Origin of the sequence: Mucilaginibacter sp. 3215 (assembly GCF_050433785.1) — a bacterium.
Lineage (GTDB): Bacteria > Bacteroidota > Bacteroidia > Sphingobacteriales > Sphingobacteriaceae > Mucilaginibacter.
The window spans coordinates 358,729-380,823 of sequence record NZ_JBNPWO010000004.1; the positions used below are offsets into that span (position 1 = coordinate 358,729).

Here is a 22,095-nt window from a genome sequence, read left to right on the forward strand (position 1 = left end):
GTCATGCACAGTTCGCGATTGCCACGCTACGCTCGCAATGACATAATGGTTGAATACGTAATTATTAAATCATGCCTGTCCTCGCCCTGCACAACCTCAAACTCATCTCCGCCGGTACTATCGCCGAAGGCAAAGCCGTTTTAATTTCAAGCGGTACTATCACCGATATTATTGACGAAAGCGCTATCCCAACGGATGCTGAAAAGAAAGACCTCAACGGGGCTTATCTTGCCCCTGGGTTTATCGACTTACAGATCTACGGCAGCGGCGGCAAGCTTTTTGCCGGTACACCCACTGTTGAAGCATTGGAACAGTTAGAGAATGACCTGCTGAATCAGGGAACCATCGGCGTGTTTGCCACCATCGGCACCAATACCAATGATATTGTGGAAACGGGCATTGAAGCTGCTGAGATCTATCGCCAAAAAAGCAGGGGTGCTTTCTGGGGATTGCACCTGGAAGGGCCGTATTTAAATCCTGCCAAAAAAGGCGCACACCCCGAAAAATTTATTAAAAAGGCTACGTTGGCTGAAGTTAAAGGCTGGCTTGAAAAGGCTGACGGCGTTATCAAAATGATCACCATTGCCCCCGAACTGCAGGATCAGGAGGTGATTGATTATTTATATGAGCAGGGTGTCATCATATCATCAGGCCATAGCAACGCTACCTATGCCGAAGGCAAATCATTTTTAAAGAAACCCGTACAGGCAGTTACGCATTTGTTTAATGCCATGCCATCTATGCACCACCGCGAGCCCGGCTATATCCCTGCAATTTTTGAGGAGAGGCCATATACCAGTATTGTAGCAGACGGCATTCACGTTGATTTTGCTATGATCCGCCTGGCTAAACGCGAATTGGGCGACAAGCTTTTCCTGATCACCGATGCAGTTACCTCAACTAAAGAGGGTGCTTATCAGCACGAGCTCAGGGGCGACAGGTATACCATGCCAGATGGCACTTTATCAGGCTCATGCCTCACCATGCTTAAAGCGGTAGAAAACTGTGTTAAAATGGTTGGTATCGACCTGGCCGAGGTTGTGAATATGGCATCATTATATCCCGCCGAGCTGGCATCGCAAACAAAAAAGGGTAAAATAGAGAAGGGCTTTGATGCTGATCTCGTTATTTTTAATGCTGATTTTGAAGTGCTTGGGACTATACTAAAGGGTGATTTTTTAACAAAGACAACATAAAATTTTAACACTGAAATTTATTCGCTATTTTTGGCGAACTACTCCCGTATGAACAGAGCTTTATCAATTCTTGATATAAACAAAAGCAGGTTTCATCTATTTCTATTATTAGCAAATCACACCAAATGAAATACAAAAGAATATTACTGAAACTTTCGGGCGAATCACTGATGGGCACAAGGCAATATGGTATTGATAACAACCAGGTTTTGCAGTACGCTCATGACATTAAAAACGTTTATGATGCCGGTATCGAGATTGCGGTAGTTGTTGGAGGCGGTAATATTTTCAGGGGATTAAGTGCTGAAAAATCGGGTATGGAACGTGCGCAGGCCGATTATATGGGTATGCTTGCAACGGTGATTAACTGTATGGCGCTGCAAAATGCTTTAGAAAGCATTGGTGTGGAAACCCGCCTGCAGTCGGCCATTAAAATGGAACAGATCTGTGAGCCTTACATCCGCCGCCGTGCGATGCACCACCTGGAGATGGGCAAGATTGTGATCTTCGGCGCAGGTACAGGTAACCCTTACTTTACTACTGATACTGCCGCTTCATTGCGCGCCATTGAAATTAAAGCTGATGTGGTATTGAAAGGTACCCGCGTTGACGGGATATATACTGCCGACCCGGAAAAAGACCCAAGTGCAACCCGTTACGACGAGATCACCTTCCAGGAAGTGTATGACAAAGGCCTGAATGTAATGGATATGACCGCCATAACCCTTTGCCAGGAAAATAAGCTGCCTATTATTGTATTTGATATGAACAAGGAAGGCAACTTCATGAAAATTGCCAACGGCGAGGCTATAGGTACGCTGGTAAAGTAAGCTCTAAGAAGCTAAAAGCCGAATGCTCAAAGCTTAAAGCTGCCAGAAAATGAAGAGACCGCCCATAAAAGGCGGTCTCTTCGTGTTTAAGGGAGTTGTTAAAAACAAAAAACATGGACGTCGTCATTGCGAGGCACGAAGCAATCCCCAATTAGCAGATCCGCCCTGTACAGTTTGGGATTGCTTCGTGCCTCGCAATGACGATTTTATAAGTTATTTAAACTCTTGTTTATTTAGCGTCATTTATAGCTTTGATAGCATCATCAGCTGCTTTTGCCGAGGCGTCATCCTTCATACCGGTACGTGAAGCTTTGATCCCTTCCAACTGTGTAATTACAAAAGGTGCAGCCCCGTAAACCTTAAATTTAATGCCTGCATTTTTAAGCTCTTCAATTCCTTGCTGTGCATATTCGGGCTTGTTAACTTTAGCGGTCATATCAGCAAAATTTTTCAGAGCGTTAAATTTTTCCTGGATGCCTGACTCAACAAAGGCATGGTAAACAAATGGCCATTCGGCATCATTACCGTTAGTGGTGTATAAAGTCATTATTGCGGCAGTCAGCGCGCCTTTGTTATCTTTTTCAAGGCCTTTGGCTAAGCTTAATGCTTTGGCCGGGTCAAGTTGTGCTATGGCGTTTAAAGCAGCACCCTGCACAGCATATGATTCGCTTGACATGGATTGGGTAAATAAGGTCATATTACCGCTTGCCTTTAATTTACCCAAAGCAGTAATTGCAGCTGCCTTTACAAGGGTATTATTATCGGTTTGCGCTAACGAGATCAATATCGGCTGGGCAGCATTGCGCACATCATCTTTAGTAAGATTTAACGCCCTGATGGTTTTTACACGCAAGCCGTAATATTTATCTTTTAAAGCAGCAATAAGGATCTTTTGTGCTTGCGGACGGGTTTGGTCGGCCGCCGCAGCATCTATTGCCTCAAAGCGGTCGAGATAATTAGGCGCGTTAAAATACTGGAATGAAAACTCATCGATAGTTTTATTGTCGGTCTTCTTGGTTAACAGGATCTTATCAGCATCAACGTTCACCAAATCTGGTTTGCCGGCTAACTGATAGCTGATAGAATCTACCTTGTCATTCATCCATTCTTTATGGCGCACTTTTTTGCCGCCCTGGTAAATATCAATAGCCATTGGCAGTTTAAAGGTTTGGCCATCCTGGGTTTGTTTCAGGTAAACAGTTTCGGTTTTGGTTGCCTCATCCCATTTATAGCTGATATTCAATATCGGGTGACCGGCACCATAATACCATTGGTTAAAATACCAGTTAAGATCCTGGCCGCTGGCCTCTTCAAATGCTAAACGTAACTGTTGTGCTTCGCCGTTTTTGAAGGCGTTAGTTTTAAGGTAGATATTAAGGCCTTTATAAAATGCGGCATCGCCCAAATAATTGCGGAGCATGTTCAGGATGCGACCGCCTTTTTGGTAGGTTACTGCATCAAAAACGTCCTCTTTATCAGCATAGTAAAAACGCACCAGGTTTTTGGTGCTGGCCCCCTGCGAACGGAGATAGCTTTGCATATCTGCATAGTTATGGGCATCGGCTTCATCCTTGCCGTATTTGTGCTCGGCCCAAATGGTTTCGCTGAAGTTGGCAAACGATTCGTTTACGGTAAGGTTGCTCCAGCTTTCGGCGGTAACATAATCGCCAAACCATTGGTGAAACAATTCGTGCACAATAGTACTGCGGCCGTTATTGTAGTTAGCGTCTACCAGCTCACGGGGGGTAGCCTGTACATATTCGCCGTGAAGGGTAGCCGAAGTATTTTCCATGGCGCCGCTCACGTAATCACGAACTACGATTTGGGAGTATTTAACCCATGGAAAATCAACACCCAGGGTTTTTGAATAAAAGTCGATAGCTTCCGGGGTAAAGCCGAAGATCTCTTTGGCGTAAGGGGCGTATTTAGGCTCCAGGTAATAGCTTACCTCTTTATCTTTCCATTTGTCTTTATAGATCTTGAAATCGCCAACGGCCATCATAAATAAATATGGCGAGTGCGGAAGCTCCTGTTTCCAGGTATCGGTACGGGTGCCGTCGGCGTTTGTTTTTTGAGCCGTTAGTTTACCGTTTGACAACGTTACGTACTTTGCCGGTACGGTCATCGTGATCTCTTCGGTAGTTTTTTGGCTTGGCTTATCAATGGTAGGAAACCAGGCCGATGAGCTTTCGGTTTCACCCTGTGTCCAGATTTGGGTTGGTTTATCTTTTTCGGTACCGTCGGGGTTGATGAAATATAACCCTTTTGCGTCATTGATAGCTGCACTGCCTTTAGCTTTCAGCTCATTGGGCTTGGCGGTATAATCAATGTAAATGGTATAACTTTCGTTATTGCGGTAAACCTTGTCCAGTTTAATGGCTACCGAAAGGCTGTCCTGGTATGTAAATTTCAACGGAACGTTTTTCCCATTTTTTACTACCGAGATGTTTTTAAGGTCCATGCCTTTGGCATCAAGCCTTAAGCTATCGGTTGGGTAAAAATGAGGCTTTAAAGTAACCCATTCTTTGCCATACAGGTAACGTTTTTTGTAATCAAAACGAACATCCAGTTTGGTGTGGATAAGGTCGTTAACTTTGGTTGGTACAGCCCGGTATATTTTCAGGGCCGGGTTTTCGGGTGGAGGGGTTTGCTGCCCGTAAGCAGTTGCCATAGCTGTGGTAAGCACACACGATAGCATGAGTTTTGTAATTAATTTGCGATCAGTCATATGTAGTACAAAAGTTTGCTTTTTGCAAGCTGTTAAGGATAGTTAATTTTCAAATATACACCCTGCCAGCCAAAATGTTTTATGCGTAAATCACCTATGACGCATGGGACGGGATTATGTTACGGGAGCGACTGATTTTTGAGAGACTGTAAGGACGGAAGGCACAAGTAAGCCCGGCCGGCCGCCGCACAATACTTGCGCCAGCTGGGGCGGACAGATGCGTCTACAGTTGCTTTAAACCGGAAGCACAGGGGGTTGACAGGGTTAACATAAATTTAAATTTTTAAGTATAAGTTGTTGATAATTAGTTGTTTGGAAATAGAATGGGGTTGCACTAAAAATTTGTTCAAGATGGTCAGTTTGTGGTGGATGTTATCATACCCGATGGGGCTAATGACGCTGCTTAAAACCGGACACCAGATGTACGCTTTCGTACAGTTGTGGTAGAGGATTTTATATAAGCAATTGATTATTAGTTGTTTGTGTAAATGGCATGGCTTTTATCTACCAAAATAGTAGTGTACTGCCTATCAATAAACTGACAACCTGTGAGATATGAGCTTAGATGACCACATTTGGAACCTGGCTTCAAAAAAATTAGCTAACGAAGCTTCAGAAAGGGAGCTGGATGAGCTAAACGCTTTGCTGGCCGAAAACCCTGAATTGCATAGTCAACTAAAGCTAATGTCGAAATGGTGGGAGGGTAGAGAAGAAGGGCCTGCAGGTAACAGTTTGGCGTTGTTCAGTAAGATCCAGGCGAAAATTAAAGATATTGAGGGCGCAGCTCAAGCGGAGATTATAGGTGGAGAACAATCTGTAAGCAAACATGTAAACACCCGGCCAATCAATTGTCAAAGGGAAAAATTAAAACAACATCAACCGTTTTTAAACAGCATAGTAATGATCAAAAATTATCTGAAGGTAGCCTTAAGGCAGTTGCGTAAGCAAAAAATGTATGCTGCTATTAAAATCGGCGGCTTTGCGTTTAGTATTGCGGCATGCCTGCTAATTGCCCTGTACATTCGCGATGAGTTAAGCTTTGATAAAAGCTACCCTAATGCCGCTAATGTTTACCGTTTGCTTGGGCATTACCACGATGGCTCGGTAGATGAAAAAGGTGTTGATTGGCCTTCGGTGATGGCTAAGGCAATTACACAAGACTATCCAGAGGTTGAAAAATCAGGGCGTTTAATGCCGAACTCGTTGTTTTGGGGTGCCGGTGCCAATGAGTTAAAGCGTGCAGACCAGGCTGATAATACTCACGAAGAAGGTTTTGCCTATGCAGATCAGGGCCTGATAGATATTTTGAACCTGCCCATGGTTTACGGCGATTCAAAACATGCCTTAAGCGAGCCATTGAGTATGGTGATTTCAAAAAGCAAGGCAGATAAATACTTCCCCGGTCAAAACCCGGTAGGTAAGGTAATGTACCTAAACAATAACAAAACCAAACCTTATAAAATAGCCGCGGTAATGCAGGATATCCCCAATAATTCGCATTTGCACGATTTTAAGTTCTTTATCACCCTTGCCGGTGTTGAATTCTGGAATGGGGAGCAGGCTACCTGGGATGCCAATAACTATCATATATACATGGCGCTGAAACCCGGCACCAATATAGCACAGTTTAGTAAAAAGATTAACGATGGCATCCTGAAAAATTACTACATCCCTAATATGACACGTAACGGCGATAAACGGGCCAGCAGGGTAATGAGTATGTTTAATTTGATGGTACAGAACGTACAGGATATCAATCTGCGTTCGTATGATGTTCATGATGGCATGTCGCATGGGGATATCCGTTTTGTGTGGTTATTTGGCGCTGTGGCAGGTTTTATACTGGTTATTGCCTGCATCAATTTTCTTAATCTGTCTACGGCCAAATCGGCTAACAGAGCAAAGGAGGTAGGTTTACGCAAGGTTGTTGGCTCGCAGCGAAGCGGATTGATCCGGCAGTTTTTGGCCGAATCATTAGTGTATAGCTTTTTCTCGTTCGTATTAGGATTGATCCTGGCCTGGGCCTTGCTGCCCTATTTTAATACACTGGCATCCAAATCGCTTGTTATGCCATGGGCGGCCTGGTGGCTGGTGCCGGTTGTATTGACATCGGCATTTTTAATTGGCATCGTAGCAGGTATTTACCCCGCGTTTTACCTATCGGGCTTTAAACCTGCCGAAGTACTCAAAGGCAATTTAAGCAATGGGAGCAAAAGTTCGGTATTGCGGAATGTGCTGGTAGTTTTCCAGTTTGCTACATCTATTATCCTCATCATCAGTACGGTGGTTTTTTATAACCAGATGCAATACCTGCTTAACAAAAAAGTAGGTTTTGAAAAAGACCAGGTGGTGATGATACAAGGTACAAACACGCTCGATAACCAGGTGAAACCATTTAAAAACGAATTACTGAAGCTATCTACCGTAAAAAGCGCTTCAATCAGCGATTTTCTCCCGGTATCGGGCACCAAGCGTAATGGTAACCAATTTTATATCGAAGGCAGGGAGAAGGTCGATCCAACGGTAGGTGGCCAGTTTTGGGATGTTGACCACGATTATCTTAAAACACTGGGAATTAAACTGGTAGCCGGCCGCGATTTTATCCCAGATATGAAAACCGATTCGCAGGCGGTAATCATTAACCAAATGATGGCTAACAAACTCGGACTTAAAAATCCGATAGGGAAAAAGATAGTCAACTATGGTCCGGCTAAAACCATTATCGGCGTGGTACGGGATTTTAATTTTAATTCCATGCGCGATGGTATCGAACCATTGGTGATGCACTTAAGCCCAAGCGAATCCATAGTATCAGTAAAAATAAAAGCCGGCGATGTAAAAAAAGCGCTCGACCAGATCACTGCGACCTGGAAACAATTTGCGCCTAATCAGCCCATCAGGTACACTTTTATGGATGAGCGCTTTGCCAGTATGTATGCCGATGTGCAGCGTATGGGCCGCATCTTTACCAGTTTCGCGGTATTGGCCATTATTATAGCCTGTCTTGGTCTGTTTGCTTTAGCCGCCTTTATGGCCGAGCAGCGCAGCAAGGAGATCGGCATCCGTAAAGTATTGGGTGCTACCATTGGCAATATTACTACAATGTTATCCGTGAATTTTGTAAAGCTGGTATTGATTGCCATTGTGATAGCAACACCTGTAGCCTATTATGCAATGACCAAATGGCTGCAGGATTTTACCTATCGTGTGCAGCTTAGCTGGTGGATGTTTGCCCTTGCAGGTGTGGCCGCGATTATGATAGCACTGATCACGGTAAGCTATCAAAGTATTAAAGCCGCGCTGATGAACCCGGTAAAGAGTTTAAAGGCGGAGTAGTTTTGATTTCGGGTTTCGGATGTTCGATTTTGGAATTGTCTGAACCGGGATTTGCCGGATTTTAGGATTTATTAGTCAGACTGAGAAATCCCGAAATCAATAAAATCCTTCAAATCCAGGTTCGGACAGGCAGCGTTAGGGATTGAAGCGGATACCGGCCCGTGATTAACGCCTGTGCAGTATGAGCGTAAAGCCCGGGCCGAAGGTAACGCCAATATTAATTTTGGATTTCGGATGTTCGATTTCGGAATTACAAAATAACATTTTATGTCATTGCGAGGAGGAACGACGAAGCAATCGCATGCTATACAGAGCGGCCCTGCTTCTGTGCGATTGCCACGCTTCGCTCGCAATGACATAATGGAAAAATGCCAATGAATAAGTAACCAATGAACTAACAAACCATTGAACCAATAAGATGATTAAAAGCTATTTAAAAACAGCATGGCGGTTTTTGTTGAAAAACAAAACCTTTAGTTTAATTAATATTGTGGGTTTAGCTACCGGTACACTGTGCTGCCTTTATATTTTGCTGTATGTGCAGGATCAGTACAGTTACGATAAACAGCACAAAGATGTTAAAGACATTTATCGCATTACTACATCGCTTGAGCTAACCGGCGATAAACATAACAGCGCCACCAGCTCGCCACCCATTACACCGGCTATGAAAAATGATTTTGGCGAGGTTTTGCAGTTTACCCGGCTGGTAACCACCGAAGGCTTTGGTGCCAAGCAACACTTGTTGCGCTACAAGGAAAAATCATTTTATCAGCAAAATGCAGCTTATGTTGATTCTACTTTTTTTGATGTGTTCAACTTTCATTTTGTTAGTGGTAACGTTAATAAAGTGCTTGCCGAACCTTACAGCCTTGTATTGATGAAGCCGGTTGCTGATAAGCTTTTCGGCAGCGAGGATCCCATAGGGAAAATGATCTCTATCGATAATTCATTCGGTAAGCACGATTTTAAGGTTACCGGAGTGGTTGATGAAAGCGCTGGTCAATCGCATATCAAAGTGAGCATGTTTATGGCCATGAACAGTGGCGGCTTGGGCCAGTATGTGCGGCAAAATACCGCCTGGGCCGGGAACAACTTTTTATATGCTTATGTAAAGCTGCGCCCGAATGCCAGCGCGGCCGCGCTCGAAAAAAAGCTTCCGGACTTTTTAAATAAATACGGCGCCGATCAGTTAAAAGCCATCGGCATGAAAAAGGTGCTGCATTTACAGCCTGTAACTACCATTCATACAACGCCGGGCCATGAGCATGAGCTAACCAAAACCCTTGATCCTGTATTCCTTTACATCATGATCCTGGTGGCTGTACTGATCCAGGTAGTGGCCTGTATCAACTTCATGAACCTTTCTACCGCGCGCGCATCCAAACGGGCTAAAGAGGTTGGCGTACGCAAGGTAATAGGAGCGGGCCAGGGCGATTTGATGAAGCAGTTTTTAGGCGAATCGTTTATGCTGACCCTCATGGGCGTAGCCATAGCGTTACCATTACTCGTATTGCTGCTACCATATTTAAATCAGGTAACCCATACCGATATTCATTTATCGTTTTTTAGCAATTACAGGCTTTGGCTAATGCTGATGGGCATAGTTGTGGTCACCGGTTTTGTGGCCGGAAGCTATCCTGCATTTTACCTGTCGGCGTTTAAGGCTATCAAGGTGATCAAAGGGAATTTTACCAGTCATATTTCGGCAGCAGGGATCCGTAAATCATTGGTAGTGTTTCAGTTTGTGCTGTCGATTGTGCTTATAACAGGCATTATTGTGATCTACAGTCAGCTCAATTTCGTAAAGAATAAAGATCTTGGCTTCGACCAAAATCAAAAGCTCATCTTTAATTTTTATACCAATACCACGCAGGGCAAAATGAAAAATTTTGCAAATGATTTAAGGCAACTGGCAGAAGTTAAGACCGTTAGCAATGCTGATAATTACCTGAGCCAGTTTGTACCGCATGATCACGGAGTTTACACTGCAGGAGGCAATATGACCACTGCAACTGATGCACAAAATATTAATACTGATGAGTTTTTTGCCAGAGCCAATGGTATTAAAATAATTGCCGGCCGGGACTTCCGGATAGGGGATACTACCCGGGTACTCATTAATGAAACCTTATGTAAGCGACTGGGACTAAACCCGCAGACTGCTCCGGGTACACGATTGTATACCCAATATGATCCGGACCCGGTAACCTTTGTGGAAGTTGCCGGGGTAATGAAGGACTTTAATTACAACTCCCTGCATATGGAAGTAAAGCCGTTTATGCTGGTTTACCGTAATGATCCGCGGCAGTTTAATGTAATGGTGGTATCAACAGATAGCAAAAACTATAAATCGCTGCTGGGCAAAATGGAAGCGCTGTGGCGTAAAGACATAGCCGACGCACCATTTGAATATTCTTTCTTAGATACCGAGGTGCAAAAGCAGTATGAAACTGAAGTTACCCTGTCGCAAATTATAAATGCCTTTACGCTGATGGCGATAGTGATCTCCTGCCTTGGCCTGTTTGGCCTGGCAGCTTTCAGTGCCGAACAGCGTAGTAAGGAGATTGGCGTACGCAAAGTGCTTGGGGCCAGCGTAACAGGTATTGTGCAGTTACTGTCGAAAGATTTTGTGCAACTGGTGCTGATAGCCCTTGTAATAGCCACGCCAATAGCATGGTGGGGCATGAGCAAATGGCTGGAGGCCTTTGAATACCGGGTAACCATAAGCTGGTGGATGTTTGCCCTTGCCGGCATGCTTGCCTTAATAATAGCGCTGCTAACGGTAAGCACACAAGCCATAAAAGCTGCACGGATGAACCCGGTGAAGAGCTTGAAGGCGGAGTGATTTTGGTCATTAAGTCATTTTCGCAGTGCGTTAAAAAATTTTCGACCCAAAAATGACTTAATGAACCAATGACAGAATAGAATCACCTAATGAAATAATATATAAACCTACACCATGATAAAAAACTATTTAAAAATCGCTATTCGTAACTTAACAAGGCATAGGGGACATACCTTCATCAATATTGCTGGCTTGTCGGTTGGTATGGCTGTGGCCATACTGATTGGTTTGTGGCTACATGATGAGCTTAGTTTTAATAAATATTATGAAAACTATGATCGTATAGCACAGGTAATGCAAAACCAGAGCAATAATGGCGAAGTGCAAACCAGGCCTAACGAACCTCTACCGCTGGGTCCGGAATTGCGCAAAAGTTATGGCAGCGATTTTAAATATATAACCATGGCAACAGGTGCCGGTATACACACTCTGGCGGCGGGCGAAAAATCACTCAGTCCGAGCGGTGTATATTTTGAGCCGCAGGCGCTTGATATGTTCAGCATAAAAATGCTTCGGGGAAGCAGGGCTATCGCATTTAAAGATCCCAATTCTATTGTACTTTCAGCATCATTGGCTAAAGCCTATTTTGGCGATGAAGACCCTTTGGACAAAGTGATGAAGCTTGGTGATAAATCGGTGGTTAAAGTTACCGGCGTTTATGAGGATCAGCCATATAATACAACCTTTGCAGATGCTTCTTTCTTTGTGCCATGGCAGTTGTTTGTGAATGAGAACCCGTGGATGGACCGTTTTATGAACGAGTGGGGCAGGAGTTCTTTTTTGACTTACGTGCAGATAGCTGATAATGTTGATATGGCTAAAGCTTCGGCAAAGATAAAAAAGGCGAAACTTGATAAATGTAATGCGGATGAGGCAACGCATAAGCCCGAACTTTTTCTGCATCCGATGAGCAAATGGCATTTGTATACCGATTTTAAAAATGGAGTGAATGTAGGTGGTAGTATCCAGTATGTATGGCTGTTTGGGATCATCGGTATTTTTATACTGCTACTGGCCTGCATTAATTTTATGAACCTAAGCACTGCCCGGAGCGAAAAGCGGGCTAAGGAAGTAGGCGTGCGCAAAGCCGTAGGTTCGTTGAGGGGGCAACTGATTGTACAGTTTTTAACGGAATCGGTATTGATCGCTGCGGTTTCATTTTTGATCAGCATTTGCGTGGTGCAATTTTGCCTTCCTTATTTTAACCAGGTTGCAGGCAAGCGCATCCAGATTTTGTGGAGTGATAAAGGATTTTGGCTTTTAGGCCTTGGCTTTACGTTTATTACAGGCTTATTGGCAGGAAGTTACCCGGCGTTCTACCTGTCATCGTTTAAAGCGGTTAAAGTGTTAAAGGGTACATTTAAAACAGGTAAGTATGCTTCTAACCCGCGCCGCGCATTAATAGTAGTACAATTTACCGTTTCTGTTTTTTTAATCATTTGCACTATCGTTGTTTTCCGGCAAATCAAATTTGCTGAAAGCCGGCCTATAGGTTATGATAAAAATAATCTGCTAAGCCTGTCAACATTTACGCCTGATGTTCATAAAAACTTTGCAGTGATCAAAGATGAGTTGCTGAAAGCAGGTGCAATAACCCAAATAGCCGAATCGGGCAGTCCGACTACATCCATAGGTAGTTTTAGTGGCGGGCTCGACTGGAAGGGAAAAGACCCGGGCCAGGCTGTAGTTTTTCCTAACATAGATATCTCTTATGATTATGGTAAAACCATCGGGTGGCAGTTTAAATCTGGTCGTGATTTTTCAAAAGCTTTTGCTACTGATTCGGCAGGTTTTGTAATTAATGAAGCAGCGGTTAGGTACATGGGTTTAAAGAACCCTGTTGGCGAAACCATAAGCTGGAACGGCCAGCTTTTTCACGTGATAGGCGTAGTGAAAGATATGATCATGGGTTCGCCGTACCAGCAGGTGGAACCGAGCTTTTTTTATTTAAACAATGACGGAGGCAGAATAGTAACCATGAAAATAAATCCGGCCATTGGTACCGGCCAGGCATTGGAAAAAATCAGCGCGGTTATGAAAAAATATGCGCCTTCTCAGCCTGCTAATTTTCAATTTGTTGATGAAGACTACGCGCAAAAATTCGGCAGTGAAAAACGTGCCGGCCAATTGGCAAGTTCATTCGCAACGCTGGCGATTTTTATAAGCTGCCTTGGCTTGTTTGGGATGGCGTCATTTATTGCGGAGCAACGCACCGGCGAGATCGGGATCCGCAAAGTGCTCGGCGCATCAGTTACCGAATTATGGCGTATGCTTTCGGCCGAATTTGTATTACTGGTATTGGTCAGTTTGTTCGTAGCAATACCCGTAGCATATTATTTCACGCACCATTGGCTGCAACAGTATGAATATCGCGCACAAATAAGCTGGTGGATATTCGTGCTGCCTGCTGTCGGTGCTTTTGTAATAACATTAGTAACCGTGAGCCTGCATACGCTAAGAGCAGCAATGGCTAATCCGGTAAAAAGTTTAAGAAATGAATAATTGTCGCTATTTCATTTGCTTCGCGTCATCAGGGTATTTACCCGGCAAAATGAAACAATGACTTAATGAAATGTTATGTTAAAGAATTATATCAAAATCGCGTTCCGCAACATTGTTAAAAATAAGGTGCATGCCTTTATTAACATTGCGGGTTTATCGGTAGGGATGGCGGTGGCCATGCTTATCGGTCTTTGGATCTGGGACGAGTTATCGTTTGATAAGTACCATAGCACCTATAATCGCATGGGTCAGATTATGGTTACACAAACGGCAAATGGAGAAACGCCTACTTTTCGATCGACCGTTGTGCCGCTGAGTGCCGAATTGCGCACTAAGTATGCCAGCGATTTTAAACATACTTCGCTTTTTTGGGGAGGGGCGCATATTCTTTCGGTAGGTGATAAAAAGATATCACAAATTGGTGCCTGGGCCGAAGGTGATTTGCCGGCTATGCTTGCATTGAAAATGGTAAAAGGTAGCTATACCGAATTCAGGGATCCTTCATCCATAGTTATATCTCAATCAATTGCCAAAGCACTATTTGGTAATGCCGATCCGGTCAATAAAACCATCAAAGCTGATAATAAAACAAACTTAAAAGTTATCGGCGTATATGAAGACCTGCCACGCAATACTTCATTTTATGAAACGAAGTTCCTGATGCCTTTTTTTAATAAAAACAATTGGTGGGGCACGCAAACAGGAGCATGGGACAATCATGGCTGCTCATTGTATGTTCAGCTGGCCGATAATGTGGACTTTGATAAAGTATCGGCCAAGATCAGGAACATTACCAAGCCGCACTTTAAGATGAATGATGAAAGTATACAGGTGCACCCCATGAGCAAATGGCACCTGTACAGCGATTTTAAAAACAGCAAACCTGTAGGTGGGCTTATTGAAATGGTTTGGCTGTTTGGTATCATCGGCGTATTTGTATTGTTACTGGCTTGTATCAATTTTATGAACCTGAGTACCGCCCGAAGTGAGAAACGTGCTAAGGAAGTGGGGATCAGAAAATCGATAGGCTCCATGCGCTCACAACTCATCAACCAGTTTTTAAGCGAATCGGTGGTATTTGCCTGTTTGGCGCTGGTAGTTACACTGGGTATAGTTTTGATAGCGCTGCCATCATTTAATCATATTGCCGATAAACAAATAGGTATGCCATTTGGCAATGTTTGGTTTTGGCTCCTGGCTTTGGGTTTTACCTTATTTACAGGCGTCATAGCCGGCAGTTATCCGGCATTTTACCTCTCATCATTTGAGCCGGTAAAGGTTTTAAAGGGGACTTTCAAGGTTGGCCGTTTTGCATCTCTGCCGCGTAAGGTTTTGGTTGTTGTGCAGTTTACGGTATCCATCGCGCTGATAATCGGCACTATAGTTGTGTTCAGGCAAATTCAGTATGCTAAAGACAGGCCGGTCGGTTATTCACGTGCGGGCTTGCTTTCTATCGAAATGAAGACCCCTGAAATTTACGGACATTATGAAACTATGCGTAACGACCTGATCCAAACCGGTGCGGTTGAGGATATGGCCGAATCAAACAGTACTACTACAGAGATTTGGGCAAATAATGGAGGTTTCGATTGGGAGGGCAAGCCTGCAGGCTTCGATCCAACTTTTGGTACCGTTGCTACAACTTATGATTTTGGGCATACCGTAGGCTGGAAAATTATCCAGGGCCGCGATTTTTCAAGAAACTTCCCAACAGATACTGGTGCCTTTATCCTGAACGAGTCGGCAGTGAAAATGAGCGGTATTAAAAATCCGGTAGGTAAAGTGATCAGGTGGAACAAACAGGATCATGTTGTTACGGGCGTGGTGAAGGATATGGTGATGGAATCGCCTTACAAAAAACCTATAGCTACTGTATTTATGATGTTGCCCGGCTGGGTTAATTTCATAACGCTGAGGGTTAAACCAACCATGCCCATGCAGGAAGCTTTAAAAAAGATAGAACCGGTGTTTAAAAAATATAACCCTGGCGGTCCGTTTGATTTTAAATTTAATGATGATGAGTACGCGAACAAGTTTTCGGACGAACAGCGGATCGGCAACCTCGCTACCATCTTTGCTGTATTGGCTATATTTATATCATGCCTTGGCTTATTTGGTCTGGCTTCATTTGTAGCCGAACAACGTATCAAAGAAATTGGCGTACGCAAGGTGCTCGGCGCATCGGTAGCCAACCTTTGGCGGTTGCTTTCTACAGAGTTTGTAGTGCTGGTTACTATATCGCTGTTTATCGCCATACCAACAGCGTATTATTACATGAACAACTGGCTGCACAGGTACGAATACCGGTCGACCATAGCCTGGTGGATCTTTGCGGCATCAGGAGTTGGCGCTGTGGTAATCACTTTGCTAACTGTAAGCTATCATGCCATAAAAGCGGCTCTGGCCAACCCGGTGAAGAATTTGAGGAGTGAGTAAAACCTCACCCAACCCTCTCCAAAGGAGAGGGCTCATAAATTATTAATTAAATTAAAAATCCCTCCCCTTTGGGGAGGTTAGGAGGGGTAGATGTTTAAAAACTATTTAACCGTTGCGTGGCGAAACCTTGTTAAGAACAAGGCGCATACGCTTATCAATATCATAGGCCTGTCGGTAGGTATGGCGGTAGCTATGCTTATTGGCCTTTGGATCTGGGACGAGTTATCGTACAATAAAAACTTCGATAATTATGACCGGATTGTGCAGGTATGGCAAAATCAAACATTCAATGGAGTAACCGGTTCGCAAACTGCTATGCCTATACCTCTGGGTTATAAGTTGCGGAACGACTATAAGCACGATTTTAAATACGTGGTGCTCTCCTCCTGGAACTATGGGCACATCATGGCCTATGGAGAAAAAAAGCTGACTAAGGAGGGAAGCTACATGCAGGCCGAAGCGCCTGATCTGCTTACTTTAAAAATGCTGAAGGGCACACGTGATGGTTTGAAAGATCCATCATCTGTTTTACTTTCGGCAACATTGGCCAAGGCCTTGTTTGGTGATACCGATCCGATGCTTAAAACCATCAAAATAGATAATGTATGGAATGTTAAAGTGACCGGCGTTTATGAAGACATGCCGCATAATTCCGAGTTTCGCGAGCTGGGTTTCATAGCGCCATGGGATTTATATATGACTACCGCCGCCTGGTTAAAACGGGCCGAAACACGTTGGGGCAATAACTCCTGGCAAATTTTTGCTCAGCTGAAGCCCGGTATCGACGCCAAAAAAGTATCGGCCGAGATCAAAGATCTTAAGCTGCATGCGATTAAAGCGCAAGGAGACGACGTTGGCGCCAGCTTTAAACCGGTAGTATTTCTGCATCCAATGAGTAAATGGCACCTTTACTCGAGCTTTAAAGATGGCTTTAATGTTGGCGGCGATATCAAATTTGTGTGGATGTTTGGTATTATCGGCGTGTTTGTGCTGATGCTGGCCTGTATCAATTTCATGAACCTGAGTACCGCCCGTAGTGAGAAACGTGCCAAGGAAGTGGGGATTCGTAAAACGGTGGGCTCGTTAAGGAGCCAGCTGATCAGCCAGTTCTTTATCGAGTCGGTAATATTAGCGTTGTTCGCATTTTTAATTTCGGTTTTACTGGCGCAGCTCACGCTATCGTGGTTCAATGGCGTGGCCGATAAAACCATGGACATCCTTTGGGGCAACGCGGTTTTCTGGCTGCTGGGTTTAAGTTTCAGCATTATCACAGGGCTAATTGCCGGTAGTTACCCGGCATTTTATCTGTCGTCCTTTCAACCGGTTAAGGTTTTGAAGGGTACATTCAAGGCCGGACGCTATGCAGCAGTGCCGCGTAAAATACTGGTGGTACTGCAGTTTGCTGTGTCGGTTACGCTAATCATCGGCACCATCATCGTGTTCAGGCAGGTGCAGTTCACCAAAAACAGGCCTATCGGTTATGAACGTACGGGGTTGGTACAGATAGATATGCGTACCGATGAAATTCATAAACATTTTGAAGCCGTAAGGAACGATCTGCTTAAATCGGGGGCTATTATTGAAATTGCCGAGTCTGGTAGCCCGCTTACTGCTGTGTACTCCAATAACAGCGGCTTAAACTGGCGGGGAAAACCTGCCGGTTTACAGGATGACTTCGCCACGATAACCCTTAGTCCGGAGTTTGGCAAGGTTGCCCAGTGGAAGTTAATTGAAGGCCGCGATTTTGAACGCAACAATGCAGGCGATTCGTCAAGCATGATTGTAAACGAAACTGCCGCCCGTTTCATGAATTTTAAGCACGCTGTAGGTGAAACAATCGACTGGGGCAAAAAATTCAAGATCATAGGCGTGGTAAAGGATATGGTGATGTCGTCGCCATATGAGCCGGTTAAGTCATCGATATTTGTGCTGGATAATGATCCGGGCGGGCTTGTGGATATCCGTTTAAACCCCAAAATGAGCGCCCACGACGCTATTGCCAAAATTGAGTCAGTTTTTAAACAATATGCGCCCGGCAGCCCGTTCGAATATAAGTTTACCGACGAAGAGTATGCCCGTAAATTCACCAACGAAGAGCGCATAGGCAAACTCGCCGGCTTCTTTACGCTGCTTGCCATTTTTATCAGCTGCATGGGCTTGTTTGGTATGGCATCATTCATGGCCGAACAACGCACTAAGGAGATTGGTGTACGCAAAGTGCTGGGTGCTTCAATATTTAGCCTATGGCAATTAATGTCGAAGGAATTTGTGCTTCTGGTATCGGTATCATTATTGATAGCCATACCAACAGCTTATTACTTTATGCAGGGCTGGCTGCAGGATTATAAATACCGGGCCGATTTATCATGGTGGATATTTGGCCTCACCGCAATAGGAGCTATCGCCATAACGCTGCTCACCGTAAGTTATCAAAGTATAAAAGCAGCTTCAATGAACCCGGTAAAAAGTTTGAAAACGGAATAGAGTAGTTAGTGATTAAAAATTAAAGATCAGTTTTACCCCGTTGTCGTGCCCTCACGACAACGGGGTGGGAGCTTCTGAACCTGAATTAAATGGATTAAGGGGTTTATCGGATTTGCTAAGTATTCTATTAAAGTCTTAAGCTTTATGCATTCCGCTTTTAGCTTTTTATATAAATCTATAAATTCAGGTTCAGGTATCATTCTGTAAATCCTCTAATTCTGCAAATTCTGAGTCAGGCAATAACAAATACAAACACCGTAATGTCAATCTTACATCCACGCATAACGGTTTAAAGCATTATCCTTTCGGCATTCGGCACAAAATCTTACATTTGCCTGTCAATTTGGCTCTAACGGCTGCTATGGCGCAATTGTTGAACCGGGTTGTATCATAATAAAATAATATGTTAAATTTTATCAGTAAGCTTTTCGGAAGCAAATCAGAACGGGATGTAAAAAGTATACAGCCTATAGTTGAGAAAATTAAGGCTGAATATGCTAAGCTTGGCTCCCTGAGTAATGATGAGCTTAGGGCTAAGACCATATATTTTAAAGAAACCATTGCCGAAGGCCTTTCTGGTATCGACAGTGAGATACAAGCCATCAAAGATCGTACAGAAAACGAGCTTGATATGGATGTAGCCGAAAAAGTTGAGCTTTATACTCAACTTGATAAGCTTGAAAAAGATCGTAATAAAGAGCTTGAAGATATATTGATGAATATATTGCCCGAGGCATTTGCTGTAGTTAAAGAAACAGCAAGCCGCCTGGCTGCCAATAGTTCATTAGAAGTTACCGCTACCGAGTTTGACCGCCAGCTTGCTGCCCGCAAACCAAATGTAACTATTAAAGGCGATAAAGCTTTTCATAGCAGCACCTGGATAGCAGCCGGCAATGAGGTTACCTGGAACATGGTTCATTATGATGTACAGCTGATTGGCGGTACCGTACTGCACCAGGGTAAAATATCGGAAATGGCCACAGGTGAAGGTAAAACGCTGGTAGCCACGCTGCCTGCATATCTTAACGCTTTGGCCGGACAAGGTGTTCACATCGTAACGGTGAACGATTACCTGGCCCGACGAGATAGTGAGTGGATGGGCCCATTATATGAGTTCCATGGGTTATCTGTTGATTGTATTGATAAGCATGAACCAAACTCTGAGCAGCGCCGTGCTGCTTATTTGGCTGATATTACTTTTGGTACCAATAACGAATTTGGTTTTGATTACCTGCGTGACAATATGACACGCAGCCCTGAAGAACTGGTACAACGCAAACTGCATTATGCCATGGTGGATGAGGTTGACTCCGTTTTAATTGATGATGCCCGTACACCTTTAATTATATCAGGCCCTATACCACGTGGCGATGAGCATGAGTTTTACGAGTTGAAACCACGCATCGAGCGTTTGGTTAATGCGCAAAAAAACTACGTTAACGGCGTATTGAACGAAGCTAAGAAAGCTATTAACGACGGTAATACCGATGTTGATGGTGGTGGCTTAGCTTTGTTACGTGCTTTCCGTGGTTTGCCAAAAAGCAAAGCATTAATCAAATTTTTGAGCGAAGGTGGTAACCGTACCATCCTGCAAAAAGTAGAAAATCACTACATGCAGGATCAGGGAAAAGAAATGCCAAAGGTTGACTCTGAATTATTCTTCGTTATTGATGAAAAGAACAACCAGGTTGAACTTTCTGAAAAAGGCATCGAGCTGATCACTGCATCCGGCGAAGACCCTCACTTTTTTGTGATGCCTGACGTAGGTACCGAAATTGCTGAAATTGAAAAATCAGCCTTAAGCGCCGAAGAAAAGATTGCCCGTAAGGATGAGTTGATGCGCGATTTTTCGATCAAATCTGAACGGATCCATTCGGTTAACCAGTTACTGAAAGCTTATACCCTGTTTGAAAAAGATACTGAATACATTCTTGACGAAGGCAAGGTAAAGATAGTTGACGAGCAAACTGGTCGTGTATTGGATGGCCGCCGTTACTCTGATGGTTTACACCAGGCTATCGAGGCTAAAGAGAATGTTAAGGTTGAGGATGCTACCCAAACTTTTGCTACTATCACCCTGCAAAACTACTTCAGGATGTACCATAAGCTTTGCGGCATGACCGGTACTGCTGTTACCGAAGCAGGCGAGTTTTGGGAGATCTATAAACTGGATGTGGTTGAAATTCCAACTAACTCCGCCATCACACGCGAAGACAGACAGGATTTGGTTTACCGTACAGTACGTGAAAAATACAATGCTGTTGCCGAAGAGATTGTTAAGCTGACACAGGCTGGCCGCCCGGTACTGGTTGGTACAACATCGGTTGAAATTTCTGAATTATTAAGCCGGATGCTTAAGCTGCGCGGTATCAAACATAACGTACTCAACGCTAAAATGCACCAGAAAGAAGCCGATATTGTGGCCGAAGCTGGTAAAGCCGGCACTGTTACTATTGCTACCAACATGGCTGGTCGTGGTACGGATATTAAATTAGGCCCTGGCGTTAAAGAAGCCGGTGGTTTAGCCATTGTGGGTACCGAGCGTCACGAATCGCGCCGTGTTGACAGGCAGTTGCGCGGTCGTTCTGGTCGCCAGGGTGACCCGGGTTCTTCACAATTCTTTGTATCGTTAGAGGATAACCTGATGCGTTTATTCGGATCAGAGCGGATCTCAAGCCTGATGGTACGTATGGGTATTGAAGAAGGCGAAGTGATCCAGCACTCCATGATCTCCAAATCAATTGAGCGTGCACAGAAAAAAGTGGAAGAAAACAACTTCGGTATCCGTAAGCGCTTACTGGAATATGACGACGTGATGAACTCACAGCGTACAGTAATCTACACTAAACGTAAAAATGCATTGTTTGGCGAGCGTTTGGATGTTGACCTGAGCAACACCATTTTTGATGTGGTTGAGGACATTGTTACCGAATATAAAGAAAGTGCCAACTACGAAGGCTTTACCTTAGAAGTGATCCGCTTGTTCTCAGTTGATATTGAGCTTAGCGCTGATCAATTTGCATCAACAACAATTCCGGCATTAACTGATCTGACCTTCCAAACGGTAATGGACTTTTATAAACGTAAACAGGAAGCAGTTGCACAACAGGCTTACCCGGTTATTAAAGACGTTTATGAAACCCGCGGCCAGTATGTTGAAAACATTGTTGTTCCGTTCAGCGACGGGATCCACGGTATCCAGGTAGCCGTTCCGCTTAAAAAGGCGGTTGAAAATCACGGTCACGAGGTATTTAAATCTTTCGAGAAAAACGTTACCCTGTACCTGATCGACGATGCATGGAAAGAGCACCTGCGCGAAATGGACGAGTTAAAACAATCAGTACAAAACGCGGTTTACGAACAAAAGGACCCGCTGTTGGTTTACAAGTTTGAGGCGTTTGAACTATTCAGGGGGATGCTGGCCAATGTGAATAAGGAAATTGTAAGCTTCCTGTTCCGCGGTGGCATCCCGGTTCAGCAACAGGCCGAAGAGGTAAGGGAAGCAAGGCCCGAGCCAAAGCTTGACTTGCGCAAAATGAAAACCACCAAGGCCGAAGTAGTGAGCGAAAGTAACGGTGTGCCTATGGATGATTTTCCGCAGGAGCCGCAAAAGATCACCCCGGTAAGGGTTGAAAACAAAATTGGCCGTAATGACCCTTGCCCTTGCGGTAGCGGTAAAAAATACAAAAACTGCCACGGCGTAGGGCAGAATTAAGCCTTTGAAAATGTCATCCC

At 44.2% G+C, this 22,095-nt stretch carries 9 protein-coding genes; 8 read left to right on the plus strand and 1 reads right to left on the minus strand.

What is annotated here, in order from left to right; genetic code table 11:
* Positions 1–71 precede the first annotated feature (71 nt).
* Together nagA and pyrH are read left to right on the plus strand one after the other, a co-directional pair.
* Entirely contained in the window at positions 72–1,196 is a 1,125-nt protein-coding gene (gene nagA / locus ABIC84_RS10210; RefSeq protein WP_429263508.1) for an N-acetylglucosamine-6-phosphate deacetylase, read from the plus strand.
* Between the two features lie 125 nt (positions 1,197–1,321).
* The gene (gene pyrH / locus ABIC84_RS10215) at positions 1,322–2,026 is read left to right on the plus strand and encodes a UMP kinase (RefSeq protein WP_429263509.1); all 705 of its coding nucleotides are present in this window, start codon (positions 1,322–1,324) and stop codon (positions 2,024–2,026) included.
* Between the two features lie 229 nt (positions 2,027–2,255).
* Here pyrH and ABIC84_RS10220 read toward each other — a convergent pair whose 3' ends face one another.
* Positions 2,256–4,724 carry a M1 family aminopeptidase gene (locus tag ABIC84_RS10220; protein WP_429263510.1) on the minus strand — a complete coding sequence of 823 codons (2,469 nt, stop codon included), beginning with the start codon at positions 4,722–4,724 and terminating at the stop codon, positions 2,256–2,258.
* 585 nt (positions 4,725–5,309) lie between these two features.
* On the opposite strand from ABIC84_RS10220, the gene ABIC84_RS10225 reads away from it, so the two are divergent.
* The 6 genes from ABIC84_RS10225 (at position 5,310) to secA (ending at position 22,075) form a co-directional block, all read left to right on the plus strand.
* Positions 5,310–8,090: an ABC transporter permease gene (locus tag ABIC84_RS10225; protein ID WP_429263511.1), complete on the plus strand. Its 2,781-nt coding sequence runs from the start codon at positions 5,310–5,312 to the stop codon at positions 8,088–8,090.
* A gap of 418 nt (positions 8,091–8,508) precedes the next feature.
* On the plus strand, positions 8,509–10,938 hold the full coding sequence (locus tag ABIC84_RS10230; protein ID WP_429263512.1) for an FtsX-like permease family protein: 2,430 nt from the start codon (positions 8,509–8,511) through the stop codon (positions 10,936–10,938).
* A 114-nt stretch (positions 10,939–11,052) separates the two neighbouring features.
* Positions 11,053–13,440: an ABC transporter permease gene (locus ABIC84_RS10235; RefSeq protein WP_429263513.1), complete on the plus strand. Its 2,388-nt coding sequence runs from the start codon at positions 11,053–11,055 to the stop codon at positions 13,438–13,440.
* Between the two features lie 75 nt (positions 13,441–13,515).
* On the plus strand, positions 13,516–15,876 hold the full coding sequence (locus ABIC84_RS10240) for an ABC transporter permease (protein WP_429263514.1): 2,361 nt from the start codon (positions 13,516–13,518) through the stop codon (positions 15,874–15,876).
* Between the two features lie 90 nt (positions 15,877–15,966).
* Complete coding sequence (locus tag ABIC84_RS10245; RefSeq protein ID WP_429263515.1) at positions 15,967–18,360, plus strand: ABC transporter permease; 2,394 nt, start codon at positions 15,967–15,969, stop codon at positions 18,358–18,360.
* A 403-nt stretch (positions 18,361–18,763) separates the two neighbouring features.
* Positions 18,764–22,075 (plus strand): preprotein translocase subunit SecA, encoded by a 3,312-nt coding sequence (secA, locus tag ABIC84_RS10250; RefSeq protein WP_429263516.1) that lies wholly within the window; start codon positions 18,764–18,766, stop codon positions 22,073–22,075.
* The last annotated feature ends 20 nt before the right edge of the window (positions 22,076–22,095 follow it).